Annotated in this window: 21 protein-coding genes; 7 read left to right on the forward strand and 14 right to left on the reverse strand. The window is 69.0% G+C overall.

Translation table 11 applies throughout. From position 1 onward, the window contains the following. Nucleotides 1–98: 98 nt before the first annotated feature. Nucleotides 99–737: a glycoside hydrolase family 75 protein gene (locus ACFYO0_RS26245; protein WP_388680999.1), complete on the forward strand. Its 639-nt coding sequence runs from the start codon at nucleotides 99–101 to the stop codon at nucleotides 735–737. 54 nt (nucleotides 738–791) lie between these two features. Here ACFYO0_RS26245 and ACFYO0_RS26250 read toward each other — a convergent pair whose 3' ends face one another. The 3 genes from ACFYO0_RS26250 to ACFYO0_RS26260 all read right to left on the reverse strand — a co-directional run bounded on the left by ACFYO0_RS26250 (nucleotide 792) and on the right by ACFYO0_RS26260 (nucleotide 5395). Continuing rightward, nucleotides 792–1655 (reverse strand): class I SAM-dependent methyltransferase, encoded by an 864-nt coding sequence (locus tag ACFYO0_RS26250; RefSeq protein WP_388680530.1) that lies wholly within the window; start codon nucleotides 1653–1655, stop codon nucleotides 792–794. 547 nt (nucleotides 1656–2202) lie between these two features. After that, nucleotides 2203–3909 (reverse strand): glycoside hydrolase family 6 protein, encoded by a 1707-nt coding sequence (locus ACFYO0_RS26255; protein WP_388680533.1) that lies wholly within the window; start codon nucleotides 3907–3909, stop codon nucleotides 2203–2205. A gap of 13 nt (nucleotides 3910–3922) precedes the next feature. Further along, entirely contained in the window at nucleotides 3923–5395 is a 1473-nt protein-coding gene (locus ACFYO0_RS26260) for a cellulase family glycosylhydrolase (protein ID WP_388680536.1), read from the reverse strand. Between the two features lie 276 nt (nucleotides 5396–5671). Here ACFYO0_RS26260 and ACFYO0_RS26265 point away from each other — a divergent pair, with 276 nt between their 5' ends. Both ACFYO0_RS26265 and ACFYO0_RS26270 read left to right on the forward strand, forming a co-directional pair. Beyond that, nucleotides 5672–8584 (forward strand): glycoside hydrolase family 48 protein, encoded by a 2913-nt coding sequence (locus tag ACFYO0_RS26265; RefSeq protein ID WP_388680539.1) that lies wholly within the window; start codon nucleotides 5672–5674, stop codon nucleotides 8582–8584. Nucleotides 8585–8711: 127 nt separating this feature from the next. Then, entirely contained in the window at nucleotides 8712–11024 is a 2313-nt protein-coding gene (locus ACFYO0_RS26270; protein ID WP_388680542.1) for a xyloglucanase, read from the forward strand. A gap of 71 nt (nucleotides 11025–11095) precedes the next feature. Here the strand turns inward: ACFYO0_RS26270 and ACFYO0_RS26275 are convergent, their stop codons facing one another. The 3 genes from ACFYO0_RS26275 to ACFYO0_RS26285 all read right to left on the reverse strand — a co-directional run bounded on the left by ACFYO0_RS26275 (nucleotide 11096) and on the right by ACFYO0_RS26285 (nucleotide 14779). After that, complete coding sequence (locus tag ACFYO0_RS26275; protein WP_388680545.1) at nucleotides 11096–11710, reverse strand: dihydrofolate reductase family protein; 615 nt, start codon at nucleotides 11708–11710, stop codon at nucleotides 11096–11098. A 176-nt stretch (nucleotides 11711–11886) separates the two neighbouring features. After that, nucleotides 11887–13743 carry a rhamnogalacturonan lyase gene (locus tag ACFYO0_RS26280; protein ID WP_388680547.1) on the reverse strand — a complete coding sequence of 619 codons (1857 nt, stop codon included), beginning with the start codon at nucleotides 13741–13743 and terminating at the stop codon, nucleotides 11887–11889. A 91-nt stretch (nucleotides 13744–13834) separates the two neighbouring features. Then, entirely contained in the window at nucleotides 13835–14779 is a 945-nt protein-coding gene (locus ACFYO0_RS26285; RefSeq protein ID WP_388680550.1) for a helix-turn-helix transcriptional regulator, read from the reverse strand. A 74-nt stretch (nucleotides 14780–14853) separates the two neighbouring features. On the opposite strand from ACFYO0_RS26285, the gene ACFYO0_RS26290 reads away from it, so the two are divergent. Both ACFYO0_RS26290 and ACFYO0_RS26295 read left to right on the forward strand, forming a co-directional pair. Beyond that, nucleotides 14854–15333, forward strand: a complete 480-nt coding sequence (locus ACFYO0_RS26290; protein ID WP_388681002.1) for a hypothetical protein — start codon at nucleotides 14854–14856, stop codon at nucleotides 15331–15333. Further along, on the forward strand, nucleotides 15330–15818 hold the full coding sequence (locus ACFYO0_RS26295; protein ID WP_388680553.1) for a hypothetical protein: 489 nt from the start codon (nucleotides 15330–15332) through the stop codon (nucleotides 15816–15818). The genes ACFYO0_RS26290 and ACFYO0_RS26295 overlap by 4 nt, the downstream gene beginning before the upstream one ends. On the opposite strand, the gene ACFYO0_RS26300 is transcribed toward ACFYO0_RS26295, so the two are convergent. Both ACFYO0_RS26300 and ACFYO0_RS26305 read right to left on the reverse strand, forming a co-directional pair. After that, nucleotides 15775–16515, reverse strand: a complete 741-nt coding sequence (locus ACFYO0_RS26300) for a class I SAM-dependent methyltransferase (protein ID WP_388681004.1) — start codon at nucleotides 16513–16515, stop codon at nucleotides 15775–15777. The genes ACFYO0_RS26295 and ACFYO0_RS26300 overlap by 44 nt on opposite strands. 8 nt (nucleotides 16516–16523) lie before the next feature. Next, on the reverse strand, nucleotides 16524–16829 hold the full coding sequence (locus tag ACFYO0_RS26305) for a 4a-hydroxytetrahydrobiopterin dehydratase (protein WP_388680556.1): 306 nt from the start codon (nucleotides 16827–16829) through the stop codon (nucleotides 16524–16526). A 214-nt stretch (nucleotides 16830–17043) separates the two neighbouring features. On the opposite strand from ACFYO0_RS26305, the gene ACFYO0_RS26310 reads away from it, so the two are divergent. Beyond that, a complete protein-coding gene (locus tag ACFYO0_RS26310; RefSeq protein WP_388680559.1) occupies nucleotides 17044–17883 on the forward strand; it encodes a helix-turn-helix domain-containing protein in 840 nt (279 codons plus the stop codon). A gap of 21 nt (nucleotides 17884–17904) precedes the next feature. On the opposite strand, the gene ACFYO0_RS26315 is transcribed toward ACFYO0_RS26310, so the two are convergent. Beyond that, nucleotides 17905–19383, reverse strand: a complete 1479-nt coding sequence (locus tag ACFYO0_RS26315; RefSeq protein ID WP_388680563.1) for a HEAT repeat domain-containing protein — start codon at nucleotides 19381–19383, stop codon at nucleotides 17905–17907. A 155-nt stretch (nucleotides 19384–19538) separates the two neighbouring features. Continuing rightward, nucleotides 19539–19958: a hypothetical protein gene (locus tag ACFYO0_RS26320; protein ID WP_388680566.1), complete on the reverse strand. Its 420-nt coding sequence runs from the start codon at nucleotides 19956–19958 to the stop codon at nucleotides 19539–19541. Nucleotides 19959–20190: 232 nt separating this feature from the next. On the opposite strand from ACFYO0_RS26320, the gene ACFYO0_RS26325 reads away from it, so the two are divergent. Continuing rightward, the gene (locus tag ACFYO0_RS26325) at nucleotides 20191–21054 is read left to right on the forward strand and encodes a helix-turn-helix domain-containing protein (RefSeq protein WP_388680569.1); all 864 of its coding nucleotides are present in this window, start codon (nucleotides 20191–20193) and stop codon (nucleotides 21052–21054) included. Nucleotides 21055–21156: 102 nt separating this feature from the next. On the opposite strand, the gene dnaK is transcribed toward ACFYO0_RS26325, so the two are convergent. The 4 genes from dnaK to ACFYO0_RS26345 form a co-directional block, all read right to left on the reverse strand. Continuing rightward, nucleotides 21157–23046 carry a molecular chaperone DnaK gene (gene dnaK / locus ACFYO0_RS26330; RefSeq protein WP_388680572.1) on the reverse strand — a complete coding sequence of 630 codons (1890 nt, stop codon included), beginning with the start codon at nucleotides 23044–23046 and terminating at the stop codon, nucleotides 21157–21159. 212 nt (nucleotides 23047–23258) lie between these two features. Beyond that, nucleotides 23259–23684 (reverse strand): OsmC family protein, encoded by a 426-nt coding sequence (locus tag ACFYO0_RS26335; protein ID WP_386341383.1) that lies wholly within the window; start codon nucleotides 23682–23684, stop codon nucleotides 23259–23261. Nucleotides 23685–23854: 170 nt separating this feature from the next. Next, nucleotides 23855–25918 (reverse strand): alkaline phosphatase family protein, encoded by a 2064-nt coding sequence (locus tag ACFYO0_RS26340; protein ID WP_388680576.1) that lies wholly within the window; start codon nucleotides 25916–25918, stop codon nucleotides 23855–23857. Between the two features lie 112 nt (nucleotides 25919–26030). Then, nucleotides 26031–26456, reverse strand: a complete 426-nt coding sequence (locus tag ACFYO0_RS26345; protein WP_388680579.1) for a hypothetical protein — start codon at nucleotides 26454–26456, stop codon at nucleotides 26031–26033. Nucleotides 26457–26516 lie beyond the last annotated feature (60 nt).

Here is a 26516-nt window from a genome sequence, read left to right on the forward strand (position 1 = left end):
CGGCCACCGAGGCCCGGGAGAGGACGGTCGCCGTGTCCGACAGCCCCATCGAGGCACAGGAAGGCACGGCCACCGAGGCCCGGGAGAGGACGGTCGCCGTGTCCGACAGCCCCATCGAGGCACAGGAAGGCACGGCCACCGAGGCCCGGGAGAGGACGGTCGGTGCGGCCGAGCTGCTGGCCGAGGTGGAGTCCTGCTCGCGGATCTCCGACGGCCGGTACAGCACCGATGAAGGGACCTCGCCCTCCGTCCCCGTCTGCGGCAAGAAGGGCGCGGTGTACTGGAAGGCCGACATGGACATCGCCTGTGACGGCCAGGTCACCGCACGCTGCAACAGGGACACCGACCCGTGGTTCCATCCCGAAACGGCCTTCCCCCAGTCCGACGGCAGACCGCTGAACCCCCAGACACTGCCGTACGTCGTCGTGCCCGCCCCCAGCGGCATCTGGGACTACGCGAACTCCGGCATCAAGGGCGGCGGCGTGGTAGCCGTCATCCACAACGACCAGGTCCAGTACGCCGTAGTCGGCGACGCAGGCCCCACGGACATCATCGGCGAGGCCTCGTACGCCACTGCCGAAGCCCTGGGCATCAACCCGGACCCGGCGACCGGCGGCACCGCCTCGAGAGTCACCTACATCCTGTTCAGGAACTCCCGCGTCTCCCCCATCGAGAGCCGCAGCGCGGCGGTTTCCCTCGGCGAGTCGCTGGCGAAACGGTTCCTCAGGGCCAACTGAAACGTCCGGGTCACCGTGTACGCGGCGGCCGGACACCTGCTGACCGGGCACGGGTCACGTGGGCTTCACCCCGACGTACACCGTCAGGGCCGTCAGGAGGAACACGTCCGGGCGGTGGTGGACGCTCGCCTTGTCGTCCGGGTCGAGGAGCCGGTCGAGGGTGGCCAGGTCGTCTGCGTCGAGCCCCTCTGCCAGGCCCTCCCTGCGGTGAGAGAGGGCAGTGGTGATGAAGGTGCGGGCCTCGTCGGAGACGGGGGCCGGAAGGTCGAGGAGGAAGGTGCGGGTCGCGGTGTGGCGGAGTCCGACGGCGGTCAGCAGGGCCGGCCAGTCCTCCGTCTCCTCCACCGAGCCGGGCAGTTCGGCCCGCATCCTGCTGAACCAGTCTTCCTGCACCGCGTCCACACGGGACTGCAGGCCGGGGCGGCCGATGCCGATGTCGCGCGGGAGGTAGCGCGAGGGCAGGCCGCCCTCCAGAAGGGCGAGGGCGCCGCCGGGAGCGAGATGGCGAGCGAATTCGGTGAGGGCGGCGAGCTGGTCGCCGACGTGATGCAGGGCCCTGCTGGACCAGAGTAGGTCGGCCGGGTACTCCAACTCGCCGATCCCGTCGGCCAGTTCGGCCTCCAGCGTGCTGAACCGGTCGGCGATGCCGTGCTCGGCGGCGCGGGAGCGGGCGGCTTCCAGGAGGGGCGCGGCCCCGTCCACGGCGACGACCCGCGCCTGCGGGAACGCGTCCGCGAGGAGGCAGGAGATGACACCGGGCCCACTGCCCACGTCCGCGATCAGCTCGGGCTCGGGCTTCCACTCCCGCAACCAGCCCGCCGCCTGCCGGTACACCGGAGCGAACAGCTCGGCCTCCTGCTCCAGCATGGGCAGCCATTCGGCGAAGTCAATCTGTGCGTGATCGTGCTGATGCGCCATGATTCCTGACCTCTCATTCGGCTTGCGTCCAGAGTGCGACGCGAATCCCCGAAACGGCCATTCACCTTGCCGAAACAGCAAGCCGAACCTGTACATGAACTGGCCCCGGGACTGCGCCCCAGGCCCCCAGGCAAGGGGGTCGGGGTGACACTGCGTGTCGCGACAGCGGTGCGTCGTGGCTGGTCGCGCAGTTCCCCGCGCCCCTAAAGGGGCACTCCCCGGAGCCGTCAGCCACAAGGGACCCGTCACTTGCCCACCGGCGGGAGGGGACGTGGGCCGGTGCGTCGTATGCCCGTCGCGTAGGTTCTGTCTCAGGTCACCTGCGCCCTGTGGGAGACGGAGGGCCGTATGCCCACCCTGCGACGGGCTGACGCACCGGCCCGCGGCCCCGACCCACCACGCACCTCAGGGGCGCGGGGCTGCGACATCAGCGGCTCGCCGCGGGGCGCGACCAGCCACACGCAACCCGCAGCCGCCCAACCGTCGGAGGCCTGCGCGCCCAGCCACAGCCGGGCCCGCAGACCCCCAACCACCCGACCAGCGGTAGCTACAGTGCCGGGTACGCGTTCCTCATCAGCTCCTGGAACTGGGCCGAGAACCAGTGCCCCGACAGCGGAGCGTCCGGCAGCGCCCCCGACATGTTGAAGTTGTTACGAGGATTACCCTCGTACGTCGGGTCGCACATCCGGTCGAAGCCCTTGCCCTCGTCGTTCGGGATCTCCTTGCTGGCCCCGTCGGACTCACCCGGCGGCTTCATCCACACATAGGCGTCGATGCCGGAGGCAGGCGCGGCCTGCGGGCGCTCACCAAGGCCGGCGCCGGACTGGTTGCACCAGTTGCCCGTGTTGAGGCGACGGTCGTAACGGCCACCGTCGACGTAGGTGTCCACACTGGTCGTCGCGCCCGGGCCGGTGGGCCGGGAAGCGCCGCCCCAGCCATTGCGGGACGTGTCGATCAGCATGCCGATGCCGGAGTTGAAGCCGACCGAGACCAGCTTGTCGCGGAAGGCCTGGGCGAAGGACTGCTCGTCGACGTAGCGGTTCCAGTCGATCCACTTCGACTCACGGACCGACTTGCCGGCCACGGTGTCGTTGATCGTGAAGTGGTCTTCCTTCAGTGCGCTGTAGTTGGCGGTGTTGGTGATGAAGCCGTGGACGTCGTTCACCGTGGCGCCTTCGGCGGTCGCCGCCTGCTTGAACAGGTCCGCCGACGGGCCGAAGTTGTCGTCCCAGCCGATCCAGCCGTGGTGTCCGGCGTCCACGTAGTTGTAGACGTTCTCCGCGTCACCGAGCTTGCCCAGCGCGTAGCCGACGCCCTTGACGTAGTTGCCGTTGGCCTTCATCACATCGCACTCGGGCGTTGCCGTGGGACGGCTCCCGGCGTTGGTGACGAGGTTCGGCAGCGAGTCGATCTCGACCGTCGTGACGATGCGCAGGTCGGCGTACTTGGGGTCGGCGACGATCGCGGCGATCGGGTCGATGTACTGCGTCTTGTACTTGTCGATCTCCGTCGGCCCGAGTTCGCCGTTCGACGCCAGCGCCGCGCAGTCACGGCCCGGCAGGTTGTAGATGACGAGCTGGACGACCAGTTCGTCCGAGCCCTTCTGCTCCAGCGCCTCGTCGAGATGGTCGCGCAACCCCATACCGCCGTTCACACCGTTGATGGCGGCGATCCGGTCCAGCCACACACCGGTGGGCTGGTTGGCGATGCGGCTGCCGCCGGTTTCGGCGCGGGCCTTGGCGGACCACTCCGGGTTCACGTACACCTTGGCGCCCGAGTACGGGTTGTCGACCTTGGGCCCCGTCGGGTCGGGCGGGTCGGTGGGACCACCGCCACCGTCGACGTTGCAGGTCACGCCGTCGAGCGTGAAGGTGGTGGGCATCGCATTGGTGCCACTGTACGAGGCGTTGAAGCCGAAGCTGATCGAACTGCCCGTGGACAGCGTCCCGTTGTAGCTCTCGTTGGCGGCGGTCACAGCGTTGCCGCTCTGGCTGAGGTTGGCGTTCCAGCCGTTGGTGACCTTCTGGTTTCCGGCGTACGACCACTTCACGGCCCAGGAGGACTTGGCTGCTGTGTGGTTGGTGACCGTGACCGCGGCGGTGAAGCCGGTGTCCCACTGGTTCTGCACCTTGTAGTCGACGGTGCAGGGGACGGCCGCCGGACCGGCGTCCGGGGGCATCGCCGCGACAGCGGTGCCCGTTCCTGAGGCGAGCAGCGCGAACGCTGCCAGTAACGCGGTTCTGGTACGGCTCATGGTGTGCGGGTTCCTATCCGTCGAGGGAGCGCAGGTGATCGCGCAGCCCGATGCCGAACGACGTCGGTGTGCCGTCGTAGTTGGAGATCAGGGCCGGACCCGAGTTGCAGTTCCAGGTGTTCCAGGTCCAGCCGAGGTACGACTGTTCGCGCTCGTCGAACCACGTCATGACGCGGTCGATGAAGGAGTGCGCGCAGGTGTTCTCGCCGATCTCGCCCGCCACGAGCGGCACTTGGGCGGCGACCGGGGCGAGCGTGGAGTCCCAGCAGCTCTCGTTGGAGCAGGTGTTGAAGTTGTAGACGTGCCAGGCCGCGGCGAGATTGCCCGCCGGATCACTCGGCTTGTACGTCAGCCACTGGCTCAGGTCGTTCGAGTACGCGAGCCCGCCCGCCAGGATCACGTTCGTGGCTCCGGTGTCGCGGATCGTGTCGATCAGGTCCTGCATCCCGGCGACCTCGTAGCCGATGCCGGGGCAGGTGCCGCCGTCCCGCCAACAGGTCCACGCCTGGGCGGCGGTGGAGGTCGCGCGGTCCGGGTAGGGCTCGTTGAACAGGTCGAAGACGACGGTCGGGTCGTCCTTGAAGGTGCTCGCGACCGAGGCCCAGAAGGACGGCGTGTACTGCATGTTGGGCATCGGCTTCTGGCAACTGGCATGCACATCGGCGCAGCCCGCCGAGTTGCCCGTGTACTGGCCGTACGACCAGTGCAGTTCGAGCATAGGCGTCATGCCGTGCGCCTTGACCTTGGTCACCAGGTCCTCGACGGCGGCGATGTAGTTGGCGCCGGCGTACTCGGGCTTGATGTTGGACAGGCCGAGCCAGCACTCCTCGTTCAGCGGAATGCGGACCGTGTTGACGTTCCAGTCGGCGATCGCCTTGACCGAGGCGTCGTCCACCGGTCCGTCCCAGATGCCGTAACCCTGGACGCACGCGAACTCACCGCCGGAGCGGTTGACGCCGAGCAGTCGCCGGGTGGCGCCGGACTCGTCGACGAGCTTGTTGCCGGAGACCTTCAGCACGGGAGGGCCGTCCGTGGGCGCCGGCGGATCCGTCGGGTCGGGCGGGGACTCGGCGTCCACGTTGCACGTCGTCCCGTTGAGCTTGAAGGACACGGGCGCGGCGGTGCTCCCCGGCCCCGAGGCCAGGAACCCGGCGCTGACGCTCGCTCCCGAGCCCAGCGCTCCGTTCCAGTTCTCGTTGGCCGCGGTCACGGTCCTCCCGGACTGGGACCACTTGGCGTTCCAGCCCTGGCTGACCTGCTGTCCGCCGGCCAGGTCGAAGGAGAGACTCCAACTGCTCAGCGCGGCGGTGTTGTTGGTGAGCTTCACGGCGCCCTGGAAGCCGGAGTCCCACTGGCTGGTGACGGAGTACTCCACCGTGCACGCGGGCGCCGCTGCGGAAGCCGTGTCCACCGGCGCGATGGCGCTCGCCGCAAGGGCGAGTGCCGCACCGGCCACTAAAAGACATAAACGCGGGGGATGTCGCATGAGCGACTCCTCACAGCTCTGACACGCCGTCACGGACGCGTCGACTGATGGAATCGCTCCCACTGGTGCGGACGAAGGTAGCGCCAAGTGACGGTAAAGAACAGAGGAGTAACGAAGGAGTTGACATGTTTCTTACAGATGTCCGTATCGAATCTTTTCGACTCTTCAAGCACCTTGACCCTTGACACCCCCCTCCTCAAGCTGGGAGCGCTCCCACTGGTTCAAGGCTTGTTGCTCCTCCCCCACATCTCCGAGCCGCAAGGAGAGGAACCAGACATGGCAGGCAGAAAGAGACGCCGTGCGCGGCGATTGTGGACCGCTGTCGTGGCGGCCCTCGCGCTCCCCCTCACCACGCTGGCAACGGGCTCGACTCCCGCACAGGCGGCGGCAGTTCAGTGCAGCGTGGACTACAAGACCAATGACTGGGGCTCCGGTTTCACCGCGGAGCTGACCCTCACCAACCGCGGATCCGAAGCCATCGACGACTGGACCCTGACGTACGACTACGCGGGCAGCCAGAAGCTCACCAACGGGTGGAACGGCGCCTGGTCCCAGTCCGGCAAGACGGTCACGGTGAAGAGCGCCTCCTTCAACGCGAAGATCGCCGCCGGAGCCGCCGTCAGCACCGGGGCGCAGTTCACGTACAGCGGCACGAACGCGGCACCGACCAGCTTCGCCGTGAACGGCACTACGTGCGCCGGCGCGCATCAGCCGCCGATCACCGTGCTGACCAGCCCCGCCGCGGGCGCCGTCTACACGCAGGGCGACGCGGTCCCGCTGGCCGCCACCGCCGCGGCGGCCGATGACGCGACGATCAGCAAGGTCGAGTTCTACGACGACACGAAGTTGCTCGGTACGGACACCACGTCACCGTTCACGCTGTCGGTCAATGGATTGACCGTGGGCAGTCATTCCTTGGTGGCGAAGGCGTACGACAGCCTGGGGGCCTCGGCGGATTCCACCCCGGTCGGCATCACGGTCGCCTCAGGTCCCGCCGTGGTGGCCACACCCGCCCAACTCGGCGTCCAGCAAGGGAAGACGGGCACATTCGACGTGAAGCTGTCGACACAGCCGAGCGCGAACGTGACGGTCTCCACCGCCCGTACGGACGGCAACACGGGCCTGTCGGTCACCGGCGGCTCATCGCTCACCTTCACGCCGTCGAACTGGAACGCGGCCCAGAAGGTGACCATCACCGCCGGCAACTCCGGCACCGGATCCGCGACGTTCGAGTCGACGGCCACCGGACACACCAAGGCCACGGTCACTGCCACCCAGCTCGCCGCGACCAAGGCGTACGACGCCCGCTTCCTGGAGCTCTACGGCAAGATCACCGACCCGGCGAACGGCTACTTCTCCCCCGAGGGCATCCCGTACCACTCGGTCGAGACGCTGATCGTCGAGGCGCCGGACCACGGCCATGAGACGACGTCGGAGGCGTACAGCTATCTGATCTGGCTCCAGGCCATGTACGGCAAGGTCACCGGCGACTGGACCAGGTTCAACGCCGCGTGGGAGACCATGGAGAAGTTCATGATCCCCACGCACGCCGACCAGCCGACGAACTCCTTCTACAACGCCTCCAAGCCCGCCACGTACGCGCCCGAGCTGGACACCCCGAACGAGTACCCGGCGAAGCTCGACCCCGGCGTCTCCGTCGGCTCCGACCCGATCGCCTCGGAGCTGAAGAGCGCGTACGGCACGGACGACATCTACGGCATGCACTGGCTGCAGGACGTCGACAACGTCTACGGCTACGGCAACTCGCCGGGCAAGTGCGAGGCGGGCCCGAGCGATACCGGCCCTTCGTACATCAACACCTTCCAGCGCGGCTCGCAGGAGTCGGTGTGGGAGACGGTGCCGCAGCCGACCTGTGACGCCTTCAAGTACGGCGGCAAGAACGGTTACCTGGACCTGTTCACCGGTGACGCCTCCTATGCCAAGCAGTGGAAGTTCACCAACGCACCGGACGCCGACGCGCGTGCCGTGCAGGCGGCTTACTGGGCCGATGTCTGGGCCGAGGAACAGGGCAAGGGCTCCGAGGTCTCGGCGACGCTCGGCAAGGCCGCGAAGATGGGCGACTACCTGCGCTACGCCATGTACGACAAGTACTTCAAGAAGATCGGCAACTGTGTGGGCCCGTCGACGTGTTCGCCCGGCACCGGCAAGGACGCCTCGCACTATCTGCTCAACTGGTACTACGCGTGGGGTGGCGCCACCGACACCGCGGCGGGCTGGGCCTGGCGCATCGGCTCCAGCCACGCCCACGGCGGCTACCAGAACCCCCTGGCCGCGTACGCGCTCAGCTCGTACGCCGATCTGAAGCCCAAGTCGGCAACAGGGCAAGCGGACTGGGCCAAGTCGCTCGACCGGCAACTGGAGTTCTACCGCTGGCTGCAGTCGAACGAGGGGGCCATCGCGGGCGGTGCCACCAACAGCTGGAAGGGCCACTACGCGACCCCGCCGGCCGGGACGCCGACCTTCTACGGCATGTACTACGACGAGAAGCCGGTGTACCACGACCCGCCGTCCAACCAGTGGTTCGGCTTCCAGGCGTGGTCCATGGAGCGGGTCGCCGAGTACTACCAGCAGACGGGTGACGCCGACGCCAAGGTTGTGCTCGACAAGTGGGTCGACTGGGCGCTGTCCAAGACCACGGTCAACCCGGACGGCAGCTTCCGCATCCCGAACACGCTCCAGTGGTCGGGTGCGCCCGACACCTGGAACGCGTCAAGTCCCGGTGCCAACAGCGGACTTCATGTCACCGTCGCCGACTACACGAACGATGTCGGTGTGGCCGCCGCGTACGCCAAGACCCTGACGTACTACGCCGACAAGTCCGGGGACGCCGAAGCCGCGTCGACCGCCAAGGCGCTGCTCGACGGCATGTGGGCGAACAACCAGGACGCGCTGGGCATCGCGGTCCCGGAGACCCGCGCCGACTACAACCGCTTCGACGACGGCGTGTACATCCCCAGCGGGTGGACCGGCACGATGCCGAACGGCGACGCGATCAACTCCTCGTCCACCTTCGACTCCATCCGCTCCTTCTACGAAGACGACCCGGCGTGGTCGAAGATCGAGAGCTATCTCGCGGGCGGCGCCGCGCCCACGTTCACGTACCACCGGTTCTGGGCCCAGGCGGACATAGCCCTCGCCATGGGCTCGTACGCGGAGCTCCTCGAATAGCCCCCGTCGCTCCGTGTACAGGGCCCTACCGACGGGGCCCACGGCCGGGCGGACGCCCTCCTCCTGGGGGTCCGCCCGGCTCGCCGCGCCTTTCCTCCATCCCCCGCTCCAGGAGAGGACCCCCACCGTGCGAAGAACCGTCAGCAGGGGCCGCGTTCTCACGGCCGTACTCGCGCTCGCGGCCGGTCTCCTCGCGGGCAGTCCGTCCGCGATGGCGGCCCAGCCTGTCGAGAGGACGATGAGCGTCGCCGCCGACCCGTACACCTGGAAGAACGCCCGGATCGACGGCGGTGGCTTCGTGCCCGGCATCGTCTTCAACCGGAGTGAGCAGAACCTCGCCTACGCCCGCACCGACATCGGCGGCGCCTACCGCTGGCAGGAGTCGTCGAAGACCTGGACCCCGCTGCTCGACTCCATCGGCTGGGACGACTGGGGCCACACCGGCGTCGTCAGCCTCGCCTCGGACCCGGTCGAACCGGACAAGGTCTACGCGGCCGTCGGCACGTACACGAACAGCTGGGACCCGAAGAACGGTGCCGTGTTCAGGTCCGCCGACCGGGGCGCGAGCTGGCAGAAGGCCGGCCTGCCGTTCAAGCTGGGCGGCAACATGCCCGGGCGCGGCATGGGCGAGCGGCTCGCCGTGGACCCGCACAAGAACAGCGTGCTGTATCTGGGCGCCCCGAGCGGCAAGGGCCTGTGGCGGTCCACGGATTCGGGCGCCTCCTGGTCGCAGGTGACGAACTTCCCCAACGTCGGCAACTACGTGCAGGACCCGAGCGACACCAGCGGCTACGCCTCCGACAACCAGGGCATCGTCTGGGTCACCTTCGACGAGTCGACGGGCGCCGGTACGAACGCCACGCAGACGATCTATGTCGGGGTCGCCGACAAGGAGAACTCGGTCTACCGCTCGACCGACGCGGGCGCCACCTGGTCCCGGCTGCCCGGCCAGCCGACCGGATACCTGGCCCACAAGGGCGTGCTGGACGCCGAGAACGGCCACCTCTATCTCGCGTACAGCGACAAGGGCGGCCCGTACGACGGCGGCAAGGGACAGCTGTGGCGGTACGCGACCGGGTCCGGGACCTGGACGGACATCAGCCCGGTGGCCGAGGCCGACACGTACTACGGCTTCAGTGGCCTGACGGTCGACCGCCAGAACCCGGGCACGGTGATGGCGACCGCGTACAGCTCCTGGTGGCCGGACACCCAGATCTTCCGCTCCACGAACAGCGGCGGCACCTGGACGAAGGCCTGGGACTACAGCTCGTATCCCAACCGATCGAACCGCTACACCATGGACGTCTCGTCCTCGCCCTGGCTGACCTGGGGCGCGAACCCCTCACCACCCGAGCAGACACCCAAACTCGGCTGGATGACCGAGGCGTTGGAGATCGACCCGTTCGACTCGGACCGGATGATGTACGGGACGGGCGCCACGGTCTACGGGACCGAGGACCTCGGCACGTGGGACAGCGGGGGCCAGTTCACCATCAAGCCGATGGTGCAGGGCCTGGAGGAGACGGCCGTCAACGATCTCGCCGCTCCCCCGTCCGGCGGGGCGCAGCTCCTCAGCGCGCTCGGCGACGTCGGCGGCTTCCGGCACACAGATCTCACCAAAGTGCCGTCGATGATGTTCACTTCGCCGAACTTCGCCTCCACCACGAGCCTCGACTTCGCCGAGACGAACCCCGGAACCGTGGTACGGGCCGGGAACCTCGACTCGGGTCCGCATATCGCCTTCTCCACCGACAACGGCGCCAACTGGTTCGCGGGAACGGATCCATCGGGTGTCTCGGGCGGCGGAACGGTCGCCGCGGCCTCCGACGGCAGCCGCTTCGTCTGGAGTCCGGAGGGCGCGGGCGTGCACTACGCGACCGGGTTCGGCTCCTCGTGGTCCGCGTCGAGCGGGATCCCGGCGGGCGCGATCGTGGAGTCCGACCGGGTCGATCCGAGGACCTTCTACGGCTTCAAATCCGGGAAGTTCTACGTCAGTTCGGATGGTGGGGCGACATTCACGGCGTCCTCGGCCAGTGGCCTGCCGAGCGGTGACAGCGTGCGCTTCAAGGCGCTGCCCGGTACGAAGGGTGACATCTGGCTGGCGGGCGGTGCGAGCGACGGCGCGTACGGGCTGTGGCACTCGACGGACGGCGGCGCGAGCTTCACCAAGCTGTCGGGCGTCGAGCAGGCGGACACCATCGGCTTCGGCAGGGCCGCGGCCGGCGCCTCGTACCAGACGCTCTACACCAGCGCCAAGATCGGCGGCGTACGCGGCATCTTCCGCTCCACGGACCAGGGTTCGACCTGGACGCGCATCAACGACGACGCCCACCAGTGGGGTTGGACGGGCGCGGCCATCACCGGGGATCCGCGGGTCTTCGGGCGGGTGTACGTGTCGACGAACGGGCGCGGGGTCATTTACGGGGACACGGCGGGATAGTGGCCCCGTCCTGACCCGGCCTGGCCTGCGCGGTGTGCGCGGGCCGGGCCGGGCGGTGAGCCGGTGGTGTCTTACTGCCCGGACTGGGACAGGTGAGCCTTGGCCTCGTCGTAGCCGGCTTCGCCGGTGGACTCGGCCCGGGTGTAGACCAGGTGCAGTACGCCGGAACCGAAGGTCTTCGAGGAGAGCAGGCGCAGCGGGATCGTGGTCTCGGCCTCGTCGAAGAGCCGCATTCCGTGGCGTACGGCGATCGGGTGTACCAGCAGGTGCAGTTCGTCCAGGAGGCCCGCGGCCAGCAGTTGGCGGACGACCGAGATCGAGCCGCTCAGGGAGATGCCCCCGCCCGGCTCGTTCTTCAGCGCGGTGACGGTTTCGATGAGGTCGCCCTGGAGCTGCTCGGAGTTACGCCAGGTGAACTCGAGCTTCTGGTGCGAGGCCACGATCTTGCGTACGTCGCCGAGGATCTTGGCGAAACCGGCGTCCTCCCCGCCCTCCGCCTCACGCTCGGGCCACGCTCCGGCAAAGCTGTCGTAGGTCTTGCGGCCGAACAGGATGGTGTCTACGCCGTCGAACAGCGAGCCGACGGCGGCCCCCATGTCGTCGTCGAAGTACGGAAAGTGCCACTGGTCGGGGGCCTCTACGACGCCGTCGAGCGAGATGAACAGGCCTGCGGTGATCTTCCTCATGATGTTCCTTCCTGTCTCTTGTCAGCTGCATTGTCAGACGGCTGGAGCGCGCTGAACTCATCGGTGCTCAGCGTGCCATCGTCAACTGGTTCCGGCAGAAAGGAAGGGGCCCCGCGACAGATGCGGGACCCCTTCGGTGCTTCAGGTGCCTGAGGTGCCTCAGACAGGCCGGGCCGTCAGGGTGCGTGGACGGTCGGGCGAGGAGCCGTCGCCATGCCGCTGCCGATGTGGAAGCTCGGGTGCGGCGGCTGGTTGTAAGCGGTGTTCTGCCAGGCCAGCGCGACGCGGTACATCGGGTCGTGCAGCAGGGTGGTGATCTTCGTGCTCGTCTGGTGCGGGGTCGAGTAGATCCGCAGCGCCGTGTTGTCCGCGGTGCGCCAGACGACCTCCTCGCGCCAGTCGCCGAGGATGTCGCCGGAGAGCGCCGGGGTCGCCTTGGTGCCGTTGTTGGACGCGACGGAGGCGCCGGTCAGCAGACGGGTGTCACCGCTCGTGCCGTACTTGTCGATGCGGGTGCCGTCGAGGAGTTCGCGGGTGGTGTCGCCGTCCCACCAGTTCACGAAGTTGATGCTGGACGGCTCGCGGCCGAGCGAGGCTCCGCCGGCCGAGCGGAGCGTGGTGTCGGCCGCGGACCAGGACTCGGCGCCTGCCGAACCCGCGTGGATGTCGGCGGAGACACCGCGGCCGTTGTCGGAGCCGGAGGCGGTCTGCCACAGGATCTGTCCGGTGCGCGCGTCGGCCATCCAGGAACCGGGCTTGGAGCTGTCCTCGGACACCTTGAAGTACTCAAGTCCCGAGCGGGACGGGTTGAGGTCGCCGACATGACCGGCGTCCCCGTGGCCGAGCTTGGTCGTCCACAGGCCGTGTCCGTTGTCGTCCACGGTCATCGCGCCGTACACGATCTCGTCCTTGCCGTCGGCGTCCACGTCCGCGATGGACAGGCTGTGGTTGCCCTGGCCGTCGTAGCCCTTGCCGGTGTTGGTCGAGGAGTTGGTGTCGAAGGTCCAGCGGCGCGTGAACTGGCCGTTGCGCCAGTCCCAGGCCGCGATCACGCTACGTGTGTAGTAGCCGCGGGCCATGATCAACGAAGGCCGCTCGCCGTCCAGGTAGGCCGTGCCGGCGAGGAAGCGGTCGACGCGGTTGCCGTACGAGTCGCCCCACGAGGCGACGTTGCCGCGCGCCGGAACGTAGTCGACCGTCTGCATCGCCTTGCCGGTCTGGCCGTTGAACATGGTCAGGAACTCGGGCCCAGACAGCACGTATCCGCCGGAGTTGCGGTGGTCGGCGGACGCACTGCCGATCACCGCGCCGGTGCCGTCCCGTGTGCCGTCCGCGGTCTTCATGGCGACCTCGGCCTTGCCGTCGCCGTCGTAGTCGTACACCTGGAACTGTGTGTAGTGCGCGCCCGAGCGGATGTTGCGGCCCAGGTCTATGCGCCACAGGCGGGTGCCGTCCATCTTGATGCCGTCGATGATCGTGTTGCCGGTGACGCCGGACTGCGAGTTGTCCTTGGCGTTGGTCGGCTGCCACTTCAGTACGAAGTCGAGGGCGCCGTCGCCGTCCAGGTCGCCGACGGAGGCGTCGTTGGCCTCGTAGGTGTAGCCGGAGCCGCCCGCCGGGGGCGTGATCGGCACGTCCTTGTATCCGCTGCGGAACTGGATGGCGTGCTCCGAGAAGCCCTGCTCGACACCGTCCACGATCGCGCGAACCCGGTAGTCGGCGGAGTTGGGCGCTCCGGAGTGGAAGTAGTTCGTGGAACCCGTGATCGGGGTCGAGTTGACCTTGGTGTCACCCCGGTAGACGTTGAAGGACACGTTGGTTGGGTCGGTGCCGAGCCAGCGCCAGCTGACCAGGTTGCCGCTGCCTGTGTGGACGCTGACGACGCCCCGGTCGAGTCCCTCGACCTGCCGGGCGACCGCGGCCTCGGCCGAACTCACGTTGAACGCGGTGATCCCGGCGGCAGCCAGGGTCCCGGTGACGACGGTGGTGAGCAGCAGGCGGATCTTCTTGCGTCTGCGATGCGGGTGCCGCACGGTGACGTACCTCCTGGGTGGGGGCAGAGGAGTTCCACTTCCTCTGTTGCCGCTGGGGGTACGGGAGTTGCCGCCTTTGTGGAAGCGCTCTCTACGCATACGTGCGGGCCAGTGCGGCCACCGTCAGCGCAATCCGTTCCCGCAGCTCGGCCGGTTCGAGGACCTCGATGTCCGCGCCGAGGCGCAGGAACTCGTCGTGGGCTCGGTCGACCGACTCGATGGGGAGGGTGGCGCGAGTCCAGCCGTTCTCGTCGGTACGGCCGGTGACCTCGACAGCGCGGGCAGCGGGGCCGGTCAGCCGCGCTCCCGGAGCCAACCGGACCACCGCCTCGCCGCGGTACAGCCGGTCGTGGAAGTCCCTTTGGTAAGCGGCCCAGTACGCGGCGAGGTCGAAGTCCTCAGGGCGGGTGAACTCCTCGCCGGATGCGGCCAGTTCAAGGATCTGGTCGACGCGGTACGTACGCGGTCCCGGGCCGGCGACCACGTACCAGCGGCCCGACTTGAGGACGAGACCGTACGGTTCGAGGCGGCGCCGCACATCGGTGGGCTCGCGCCAGCGGCAGTAGAGGACGTGCAGGACGCGGCTGTTCCAGACGGCGTCGGCAACGGCGGGGAGGTACGGCGCCTCGTCATCCTCGGCGTACCAGCCGGGCGCGTCCAGGTGGAAGCGGCCGCTGATGCGGTCGGCATGCTCGCGCAGTTCGTGCGGTAGGGCCGCGCGGACCTTCAGCTGGGCGGCGGCGAGGACCGAACCGAGCCCGAGCTCGGCGGCGGGGCCGGGGACGCCGGCGAGGAACAGGGCCTCGGCCTCTTCGGCAGTGAGCCCGGTGAGACGGGTGCGGTAGCCGTCCAGGAGTCGGTAACCGCCCGCGTGGCCGGCGTCGCCGTACAGCGGGACACCCGCGGCGCTCAGCGCCTCGACGTCCCGGTAGATCGTACGCGCCGAAACCTCCAGCTCCTCGGCGAGCTGGGCGGCAGTGAGCCGTCCTCGCGTTTGGAGGAGCAGGAGGACGGAGACGAGCCGCGCCGATTTCATTCGGGCACCATCTCAGAATCCACTGACAGAAGGTGTCAGTGAAGCCGGTTTAGCTTCCTGCCATGACATTTTCTGTGGCCTTCACGGAGAAACGCCTGACCGTGCCACCGCCCATCGAGGTGGCGGGACGGCGGATCAAGCGCTACCACGTCACCGGGGACCCGGCGGGCATAGCGCCCGAAGTCGAGGAGGCGGCGTACGCGATGCTGCCGAAACTGCTTCCTGAGCCGGACAACACACCACCCGCGACGTTCGTCGTGCTGCACCGGGGCGGCGACGACGGCGCGTACCTCAACGCATACAGCTGGGTGTGGGACAACGTGCTGCACTTCCGGGGCGCCTCGGCGGGCCAGCCGGTCCTCGGCTGCCCGGACCGCGACCCGACCCACTTCATCACCCCCGACCTGCCGTGGATCGGCTGCGTCTGGGAACTACCCCCCATCCTGCACGAACGCAACGCCTGGGTACGCCACGTGCTCATGCCCGACACCCCTGACCTGGACGGATACCTCGCGGACTCACTGCCCGAGGGCACGACTGGAGACCTCTCATGAGCAGCGCGCACGACTTCGACTTCTTCCACGGCGAGTGGCAGGTCCTCAACCGCCGCCGAACCGACTTCCTCGACCCGGACAGCGACTGGGAGGAGTTTCGGGCGACAAACCGCTGCTGGAGCCTGTTCGACGGAGCCGCCAACATCGACGAGATGGACGTACCGAGCGAGGGCTGGAAGGGGCTGACGCTGCGGCTGTTCGACCAGGAGACCAGGGAGTGGTCGTTGAACTGGTCGGCCAGCCGCACGGGCAGGCTGTTTCCGCCCGTGATCGGTCACTTCGCCGACGGCCGGGGCGAGTTCTTCGGGGACGACAGGCACGACAGCAAGGACGTGCGTGTGCGGTTCGTGTGGTCGGGGCTCTCCGGCACCACCGCCCGCTGGGAACAGGCGTTCTCGGTGGACGGCGAGAAGACGTGGGTGACCAACTGGGTCATGGACTTCACACGGTGTGCGGCCCCGGCTTTCGGAACGAGCGGAGCTTGAACTCCGGTTCGGGGCGCGGGACATGCTGGTCCGGCAGTTCCTCCAGGCGGGACGCGAGCCGTTCGGTGAGGGGGGCGCCGGGGCGGAGGAGGGTGTACCAGCCGCGGCGTACGTCGGCGGCGGCCCGGGCCGGGGTGCGGCCCTGGCCACGGCCCCGAAACGTCGAACGGGCTGCCGGGGTCAGGCCGCTGCCGATGGCGAAGCGGGCCACCAGGCCGGACTCGTCGCGGGCGGCGCGGCGGGGGCGGGGGGCCATGACGGCGTCGATGTCGCTGCCCACGTCGTGGGCAGCCGCCTTGTCGACGGTGGTGACGAAGACGCCGCCCGGCCTCAGGACACGGGCCGCCTCGGCGACTACGAGGGCCGCGTCGTCCAGCAGGTGCAGCAGCCAGATCGACGAGGCGGCGTCGAACGAGGCGTTGGGGAAAGGGAGTTGGCGGCAGTCGGCGCGTACGAGGCGGCCGGGTACCTGTGCGGCGGCCCGGCTCAGCATTCCGTTCGCGGCGTCGACTCCTGTCACGTCGAGGCCGGCCGCCGCCAGGCGCCGGGTCACCGTGCCGGTGCCGCAGGCGAGGTCGAGAAGGGTGCGCGTGCCCTCGGGAAGCAGTCCGAGTACCGCGCTCGCGGCCTCGGCGGCACGGGGCACGCCGCCACGGGAGGCGTCGTACCGCTCGGCCTCCTCGTCGTAGTCGAACACCAGGTTGCTCAACCGGCACCGTGCCCGGAGGCGAGTTCCTCGACCCGGCGCGCCAGCTCGAAGTCCTTCTCGGTGACCGCGCCGCCCACGCTGTGCGTGTTCACGGTGAGTGAGACCGAGTGGTAGCCGAGGGTGAGGTCGGAGTGGTGGTCCAGCTCGTCCTGCACCTGCGCGATGTGCACGACCAGCGCGGCTGCCGCGAAGTGCGAGCCGAGGCGGTAGGAGCGGGCGATCCGGTCCCCGTCGAGCGACCAGCCAGGCAGTTCGGCTAGGCGTTCCTCGATGTCCTTCTGCGAGAGCGGTTCGAGGGGCATGGCTGTGCTCCGTTCCGTCGTCCCGTAACGTCCGGTTCTCTCAGCGTGCCACAGCCGCACGGTTCCGGGCCTGGTCAGGCGGGTGCCCGCCGGCCGGCGGCGGATGGATTCGGCCGCGGGACCGGGAACGGCGGCGCCCTGCCTTACTCGCCTCCCCCTTCTCTCGCGTCACTCCGGTGGCCGCCTGTGGCCGGGCCTCGACTACGGTCGTCGTATGGCCACTGTCCCGACCCCTTCCTCCGCCTCCGCCTCGGCCGACCGTGGGATCGGGCCGCTGTTGCGCGGCTGGCGCGAGCAGCGCCGGGTGAGTCAGCTGGAGCTGGCGCTGCGTGCCGGATCGTCGGCGCGGCACATCAGCTTCATCGAGACGGGCCGCTCCCGCCCGAGCGAGGAAATGGTGCTGCGCCTCGCCGAGCACCTCGACGTCCCCGTACGGGAGCGCAACTCCCTTCTCCTGGCGGCCGGTTACGCACCCCACTATCCGGAGACGCCGCTGGACGACCCGGCGATGGACTCGCTGCGGGAGGGTCTGGAGCGGCTGATCCAGGGTTACGAGCCCTACCCGGCGTTCGTCGTGGACGCCACGTACAACGTGGTCGCCGCCAACCGGGGCATCGCGATGCTGTTCGACGGCCTCCCCGAACACCTGCTCGTGCCTCCACTGAACGCGCTACGGCTGACGCTGCATCCGGAGGGCATGGCGCCGAGGATCCGCAATCTGCGCGAGTGGCGGGGCCATCTGCTCGCCCAGATGGAACGGGACATCGCCCTGCGCCGCTCGGATGCGCTGCGTGTGCTGTACGAGGAGGTGGCGTCGTATCCGCACCCCTCCCCGGAGGAAGACCCCTCCCCGGAGTGCGGACAGGGGCCTGGGGAGCCGTTTGCCTTCGCGCTGCCGATGCAGATCGAACACGACGGGCGCGTGCTGTCCTTCATCTCGTCCATCTCGACGTTCAACACCCCCATGGACGTGACGGTCGCCGAGCTGGCCATAGAGACGCTGCTCCCGGCCGACCCGGGGACGGGCAAGTACCTTCAGTCGCTGATGTCCTGACGGAGCATCACTGCCGCCGGACTAGGCGCGCAGTTCCTTCAGGGCGTCCGCCAACAGCTCCGCCCGGTCTTCCGCGTCGGGGTAGATCGGGTCGATGTCCCGGTCGGCCCAGTGGGTCTTCTGGAGGTCGACAAGGCGTTTGACCAGGCCGTTACGGACCCGACGCGGCATGCGGTGGCCGGAGGTACGGGCCTGCAGCGCGGCGAGAGCGACCACGGGCATGAACTTCCAGTGAGGGTCCGGTAGTTCCAGCTCGGCCAGCAGGCAGGCCGGTGCGTCCGGTGCACGGTGGTGAACCCGGTCAGCCAGGCTCATCGCCCGGATGACAGGGTCGGTCGAGTCGGCATGGCGGGCCAGAGCGGTGGACGCGGCTTTCACGTTGTCCTCTTGGCTGTATCTGCTCCGTTGCAGTGCTGCGGCGGCACACTGACGCACCTCGTCGTCCACGTCCTCGTCCAGCAGACGGACGAGGACGTCCACTGCCGTGGCTTCCTCCGGACCCCCCAGGGTGAAGTCGGAAAGTCCGAGGGCCGCGGATCTGCGGACCTTGGCGACCGGATGCCGGGTGCCCTCCAGGAAGTGCGCTGTCGGCGGGTCGTTCAGCGGGAGCTCGTCGTGCAGGAGTTCGTAGCAATCCAGGATCTCGCTGAGCATGAGCGGCTCCGGGTCCCGCGAGACGAGGCCGTCGAGTGTGTCACGTACGAGGTCCCGTCGGACCCCGTCGTGACAGACCAGCAGGTAGGAGATCACCTCCACACCCAGGGCTACCAGGTCTTCCTCTCCGCTGTCGCAGAGCGCGAGCGCTTCGTCCATGCGAAGGCCCGTCCGGGCGCGGTCGGGCCACGACTCGTCGTCCTGCAGCTCGACCAGCGGTTGGAGCTCGCGATCGCGTTCCTCGCTGCCGCTGGGATGGAGCAGCGCCTTCTTGAACACAGCGCGTGCTTCCCGGCGCGTGCGGTGCGCGTCCTCGTCGGAGAGCGGTGCCGCGCGGCGCACGACGCCGTGCACAGCCGCGACGGCCATGCCGAACCTCAGCTCGAAGGCGAACGTGCCCCGCTGGATGCCCGGCAGCCCCTCGGGTGTCCAGCCCTGCTGGCGCAGCAACTTCAGGCGCAGGCGCGCGTCGTCTCGTACGTCTGCGTCGATCACCCGCAGGGCAGGGGCTCCGCCCAGCTCCGTGACCAGTGCCGTCCACTCGCGCAGCAGGTCCTCCGGAGCGTCGAGGTTTCGCGCGAAGATCTGTACGGCACGCTCCCGCAGTTCCTCGTCCCGGCACAGGGCGTCGCAGAAGGCTCCCGCCGCCTCCACGGAGACGTCCAGTGACGGCTCGTGACCGAGTGCCTGGGCCAGTTCGCGCAGCGCCCACTCCAGGTCAGGTGCCTTGGCCGCGTCCGCGAACGCCTTCTCGCGGACCGCGGCATCGGGGGAACTGAGCCGCTCGGAGAGAGCGAGCGTGAACTCCTGTTGTCTGAGGGCCTTGTCCTTGCGCCGAGAGAACATCCGGACAGCCTAAGCGGCTGCTCCGACAGCGAGTGCGCCCGGATCAGTGACTCACAGTGACCACAATGTTGCCGAATTGGTTGTTGGCGACCGGTCCGGTATCAAGCGCCCTCGGTTCATTGGTTTCTGACGGACTACTCAGCAATCTCTGCTCATCAGCTGCTTCCGGCCGCCCGCAGCGCCCCGTACTGCAAGCCCGCGAACCCCGCCACGACCAGCGCCTGTACCGGTATGTACACCGCGCCCGCGGTGGTCGGTGACAGCCACACGGCGAGTGCGATGAAACTCAGGGCAGTCCAGGCGAGGTTGATCTCGATCACCGCCCGGACCGGGAGGGTCGCCGGCTGCGGGCGCGCGGCCAGGAGGCCGACGCCCGCCGCGTACGCCGTGAGGAGCACGCCGAGTGTGAGCAGCAGGCCGGAGTCGATGCCGAGCAGCCGTCCCATCGGGCCGGACGCGATGAGGTAGGCGATGCCGTTCGCGCCGGTCCCCGCCGCGTCGAATGCCAGGAAGCGGCGCAGCATGGTGTGCGGCTCGGGGGTGCGGGCCAGGGCGGCGAGCTGGGTTGCGGACATGGCGGATCAGCCTCCGTCGAGGTCGGGATGGGGTGGGGCAGGGTCCGGTCGGGCCGGTGGACCCGGCTCCCGGGCCGGAGTGCGCCGGCCCGGGAGCCGGTATGACCACCATGCCGGGCCTGTGGGCGGTGGTCGATTACGCGCGAGGTAATGAACGAGCGCCCGATCCCGTGATGGTTTCCCGCCGACGTGGCAGACTTCTTGCGTTGCTCGGCGCGTGGGGAGGCGTGGCGTGAGTGAACGGCGTCCGGCGCCGACTGTGGGTCAGGTGGTGCTCGGAAGAAGACTTCAGGAACTGCGCGAGGAATGCGGGCTGCGGCGGGACGAGGCGGCCCAGATTCTGCGTGTCACGGCCGCGACCGTACGGCGGATGGAGATGGCCGAGGTCGCGCTGAAGATCCCGTACGCACAGGTGCTGCTGTCGACGTACGGCGTGCCCGACGAAGAGATCGCGGCGTTCGTCGCGCTGGCCGAGGAGGCGAACCAGCCCGGCTGGTGGCAGCGTTTCCACGACGTTCTGCCGGACTGGTTCAGCCTGCATGTGAGCCTGGAGGGCGCTGCCTCGCTGATCCGGTCGTACGAGCCGCACTTCGTGCCCGGACTGCTGCAGACCGAGGAGTACGCGCGTGCCGTCATGGAGGCGGGCACGGTGGGGCAGACCCGGCCTGCCGAGATCGAGCGGCATGTGTCGTTGCGGCTGGAGCGGCAGAAGCTGTTGACCCGCGAGCATCCGCCCCGGCTATGGGTGATCATGGACGAAACGGTCTTGCTGCGGCCGGTGTGCATGCGGGGTGAGGTGATGCGGGAGCAACTGGAGCGGCTGTTGATGGTCGCCGAGAACGACCACATCACCTTACAGATAGCCGAGTTCGCGCATGGGCCCCATCCGGGAACGTACGCGCCGTTCACCCTGTTCCGCTTCGCTGAACCGGAGCTGCCGGACATGGTGTACAGCGAGTATCTGACCGGCGCGCTGTATCTCGACTCGCGTCGGGAGGTTGCCGCGCACCTTGAGGTGCTCGACCACATGACGGCGCGGGCGGCCACGGCTCAGCGGACGAAGCAGCTCATTGAGAAGCGGCGGGACGACTTCTGAGTCCTCTGGGAGGGCTGATACCCCGCCCGGTGCCACCGCCGGGCAGTGACCTCAAGTCAGCTTGAGGTCAAGCCCCGCAGCCGCGAGATCGCCGAACATGTCCTAGGCGGCGCCGCCCTTCGTGTCCTTCTCGTCGTCGACGATCTCCGCGTCCACTACACCTTCCTCCTCCGAGGCGGCCGAGCCCTCCGGGGACGGCCGGTCGGTGCCTGGCTGTGCGTCTGAGGGGCCCTGCTGGGCCTGGGCGTACATGGCCTGGCCCATTTTCTGGCTGACCGAGGCCAGTTTCTCGACACCGGAGCGTAGTGCGGCCGTGTCGGCGCCCTCGCGGTCCTCCAGGAGGGTCTTGAGTTCGGTGATCGCCGACTCCACCTCCGACTTGGTGTCGGCGGGGATCCGTTCCTCGTTGTCGCGGAGGAAACGCTCGGTCTGGTAGACGAGTTGCTCGGCCTGGTTGCGGGTCTCGGCGGCTTCGCGGCGGCTGCGGTCCTCGTCGGCGTACTGTTCCGCCTCGCGCATCATGCGGTCGATGTCGTCCTTGGGGAGGGCCGAGCCGCCGGTCACCGTCATCTTCTGCTCGCGACCCGTCGCGAGATCCTTCGCCGAGACGTGCATGATTCCGTTGGCGTCGATGTCGAAGGCGACCTCGATCTGCGGCACCCCGCGCGGCGCGGGCGGCAGGCCCGTGAGGTCGAAGACGCCGAGCTTCTTGTTGTAGGCGGCGATCTCGCGCTCGCCCTGGAAGACCTGGATGCCGACCGAGGGCTGGTTGTCCGTGGCGGTGGTGAAGATCTCCGAACGCCGGGTGGGAATCGTGGTGTTGCGTTCGATCAGCTTCGTCATGATGCCGCCCTTGGTCTCGATGCCCAGGGACAGCGGGGTGACGTCGAGGAGCAGGACGTCCTTCACGTCGCCGCGGATGACGCCCGCCTGGAGGGCGGCGCCGAGGGCCACGACCTCGTCGGGGTTGACGCCCTTGTGCGGGTCCTTGCCGGTGAGTTCCTTGACGAGTTCCGTCACCGCGGGCATCCGGGTGGAGCCGCCGACGAGGATGACGTGGTCGACGGCGGAGAGCTTGATGCCCGCGTCCTTGACCGCCTGGTCGAAGGGCGTCTTGCAGCGGTCGAGGAGGTCGCTTGTCATTTCCTGGAACTGGGCGCGCGTCAGCTTCTCGTCGAGGTGCAGCGGGCCTTCGGCGGAGGCGGTGATGTAGGGCAGGTTGATGGTCGTCTCGGTGGAGGAGGACAGCTCGATCTTGGCTTTCTCGGCCCCCTCGCGCAGCCGCTGGATCGCCATCTTGTCGTTGCCGAGGTCGATGCCGTACGAACCCTTGAAACGCTTGGTGAGGTGGTCGACGATCCGCTGGTCCCAGTCGTCGCCGCCGAGATGGGTGTCGCCGTTGGTGGCCTTGACCTCGATGACGCCCTCGCCGATCTCCAGGAGTGAGACGTCGAAGGTGCCGCCGCCCAGGTCGAAGACGAGGACCGTCTGCTCCTCACCGCGGTCGAGCCCGTACGCAAGGGCAGCGGCTGTCGGCTCGTTGATGATCCGCAGCACCTTCAGGCCCGCGATCTCGCCGGCCTCCTTGGTGGCCTGCCGCTGTGCGTCGTCGAAATAGGCGGGCACCGTGATCACGGCGTCTGTGACGTCCTCGCCGAGATATGCCTCGGCGTCCCGCTTCAGCTTCTGCAGCACACGGGCCGACAACTCTTGTGCGCGGTAGCGGGTCCCGTCGATGTCTCCCTTCTCCGGGAAGCGCCAGCTCCCGTCGCCCATGTGCCGCTTCACGGAGCGCGCGGTGCGCTCGACGTTCGTCACGGCCTGCCGCTTGGCGACCTCCCCGACGAGGACCTCCCCGTTCTTGGCGAAAGCCACGACGGACGGCGTCGTCCGCGCGCCCTCGGCGTTGGCGACGACCGTGGGCTCACCGCCCTCCAGGACGGCCACCACGGAGTTCGTGGTACCGAGATCGATCCCGACCGCTCGTGCCATCTTCGTCCCCTTCCACCCGGGCGCTTCCCGCCCTCCAGCACAAAACTTGAGTGCGCTCTTGTCAACACCAGGTACCCCGGAAACGCGTACGCCGCACCTGGGGCAGCGACCGGAAACGACGATGCCGCGCCCTGCGGGAGGCGCGGCATCGAGGTGCGTACTGAGTGCTTACGAACGTGCGTACAGAGTGCGTACGAGGGTCAGGCAGGCGGTCAGGCCAGCTCGGCCGTCAGCGTGATCGTGGTGCCGGTGAGGGCCTGGCTCACCGGGCAGTTCTTCTTGGCGTCCTCGGCCGCCGCGGCGAAGCCGTCCGCGTCCAGGCCCGGCACCTCGCCCCGCACGGTGAGGTGGATGCCGGTGATGCCCTCGCCGGGCTGGAAGGTCACGTCGGCCTTCGTCTCCAGGCGGGTGGGCGGGGTGCCGGCGCCGTTCAGGCCGTGCGACAGGGCCATGGAGAAGCAGCTGGAGTGGGCGGCGGCGATCAGCTCCTCCGGGCTGGTCTTTCCGTTCGCGGCCTCGGCCCGCGACGGCCACGACACCGGCTGCGAACCGATGCCGGAGGAGTCGAAGGTGACGGTGCCGCTGCCCTTGAGCAGTTCGCCCTCCCAGACGGTGTGTGCGGTACGCGTGGTTGCCACGATGGTTCCTTTCGATGAGTTCGAAGCTCGATGAGTTCAACGAGTTCGATGGTCCCTAAATCGGTTCCGTCCGGCCCATCCGATCACATCCGCGCCCGGTGCAGTCGAAGGACCGGGACAAGAGTGGTTGAACGGCAGGGAAGCACCCGGCGGGACGGGCCCAACTCCCGTCAGGCCGCCCGCTGGTCGCGGCGGGCCGGCAGCGGAATCTGCGGGCCCGCGGCCTCCCGCAGCCAGCTCCGCAGGACGCGGTGCACCTGCTCGGCGCCGACGAGTTCCGCCCCCTCCTCGACGGGAGGCGAGAGCTCGACGGGCGACATCAGGAACGCCTCGCCCTGCGCGCCGCCGAGTCCGCCGTGGGAGCCGATCTGCTCCTCGAAGGCGAGGACTTCGCCGTCCTGGGGCTCGTAGGCGGAGTTGACCATGATGTCGGCCGCGTGCGGGAACGAGTGCGTGCGGCGTACGGCGGTGGCCGCGGCGGGGCCGAAGTCGGTGAGCGGGCCCGGGTTCTCCGCCAGTTCGTCCACGGGGATCTCCGCGCCGTGCGCGCCGAGGACGAGGCCGCCGTGCCGCTCGCTCCTGACCAGGACGAAGCCGACGCCGGGGTGGTTGGCGAGTGTGGACAGCAGTGCCGGGTGGCGCTCGTCGATCTCCTCGCGGCTCATCCGGTGCGGTACGTCCGGAAAGGACACCAGGCCAAGGTTGCCGGACGCCAGCACGATGGGTTCCGAGCGGCGGCCGGACGGGCGGTGCTGTTCGCCGCCCTCTTCGACGGGCCGGTGCAGCGCGGCCCGTACGGCAGCCCGGGCCTCGGCGCCGCTGTGCGTGCGCTGCGCCTTGCGGGGCACGGGCAGTCCGCAGCCGGCCCTGACGAGTTCGCCGAGGGCCAGTCCATAGCGTGCGCGGAAGGTCTCGCCGGGGCTCTGGCCGTGGTCGGACAGGACGACGATGCGGTACGCGCGCGGGGCGTGCTCGGCGACCTTCGCGATCAGGGCCAGCGAGCGGTCGAGGCGCCCCAGGACCTTCTCGGCGTCGCGGCTGTACGGGCCCGAGTGGTGGGCCACTTCGTCGTAGGCCACCAGGTCCGCGTAGACCGCGGCACGTCCGGCGAGCATGTCGCCGATCACGGCGGCGACGACGACGTCCCGCTCGACGACGGTCGCGAAGGCGCGGATGAGGGGGTACAGGCCGCCGCGTTTGACGCGGGGGCGCTGCCTTCTGAGACGCGCCCGGGTGGACTCGCCGATCTCGCGGCCGACGTCGGCGACGAACGACATGGCGGTACGGACGGCGTTGGCGGGGTCGCTGAAGTACGCGAAATAGCCCGCCCGCGAACGGTTCTCCTTGCCCCGCCTCGCCGCCACGGACAGCACCAGGGCGAGCTGGTCGGCGCCGCCGCTGAAGAGGTTGCCGCGGCTGGCGCCGTCCAGGGTGAGCAGTCCGCCGTCGCCGGTGCGCTCGATGGCCCGGCGCTGGAGTTCGGCAGCGCTGGTGGGCCGGTTGCAGACCATCACCTCCCCGCTCTCCTTCTCGTACCAGCGGAAGGCGGGGATGTCGTGGTTGGAGCCATGCAGGATGCCGAGCTGGCTGGCACCGGTCTGGCTGGACCAGTCGGTGCGCCAGAGAGTGAGGCGGTGGGTGGTGTCGAGCCAGGCGGCGACCGTGGGCATCAGCCCCCGCCCCACCGCGTCCAGCAGTACGTCGTGTCCCACGCCGTCGAGCTGGAGGAAGACAGTGCCGGGAGTCGACGGTCCGCCCTCTCCCAACTCCTCCGTGCGACGGCGGTCCGCCAGGCGGTACAGCCTCCTCCGGTACGCGTCGTCGTCCCGGACCGCGAGGGCCGCGCCGGTGGCGGAGGCGACCGCGGACATCACCGCGGCGACCACGACGGCGGTCTCCGGGGCGACCTCACCCCGTCCCGAGGGATTGAAGCGCAGGACGACGAGGAGCAGCGAGCCGTTGAGGAAGAAGACGAGCAGTCCGAGGACGAGGGCGGGCACGAGGAGCAGGGCGCGGACGAGAAGGGGCCACACCAGGGCCGAGAGCAGACCGAAGCCTCCGGCGCCGACCGCGGCGGCGACGGTGATACGGGTGGCGCTCTCTCCGTCGGCCGACTGGATCCGGAAGTCCGGCAGGATCCCGGCGAGCACCAGCATGGTGACGGTGGAAACGGCCCACACCGCGATACTCCGCAAGACGGCGCTGCCCACCCGCCGCCATCGCTTGTCGCCCACGCCCACCTCCCGCTGTCTCCCACCGGCTCCCGGTGACGAAGTCCGTCCCCCACATTGTCACAACGGGTGAGGGCGCACGGGCGGTTGCGGACAGGGAGTGAACGCCCGCGGATCAGCGCCCGTCGTACCCCGCCGTCGGCATCGACAGCCGACGATGGACGTGCGCCTTCATCTGCGCGTCGTACGCCGGTTCCGCGTGCCCGGCCGTCTCGATGCGTACGCCTCGCCGGGCGCACTCGGCGGTGAACTCGTCGACCGAGGCGAGCGCCCGCTCCAGCACCCGGCGGCTGGGCGCGACGAACAGGTCGACGCGCCCCGCCTCGACGTCCTCCCAGAGCGCGCCGTGGTCGGGGCGCAGTCCGCGTACGAGGAGTTCCCGGGTGATGACGTACCCGTGCTCGGCGGCCCAGCGCGCGCACATGGCGTGCTGGCTGCGCGAGTCGACCAGGAAGGGATCGGCGTCCAGTTCCTCGAGCGGCGTCAGACTGGCGATGGCCGTGACGCGAAGCAGGCCGGAGGCGCTGCGCGTGTCTCCCATGGTGTCCCCCTCACCTCCGGTTTCGCCGCTGACCCTACCCCTGCCCGTAGGCTCTGGGGG

Origin of the sequence: Streptomyces sp. NPDC006365 (assembly GCF_042870755.1) — a bacterium.
GTDB classification, from domain to species: Bacteria; Actinomycetota; Actinomycetes; order Streptomycetales; family Streptomycetaceae; genus Streptomyces; species Streptomyces xiangluensis.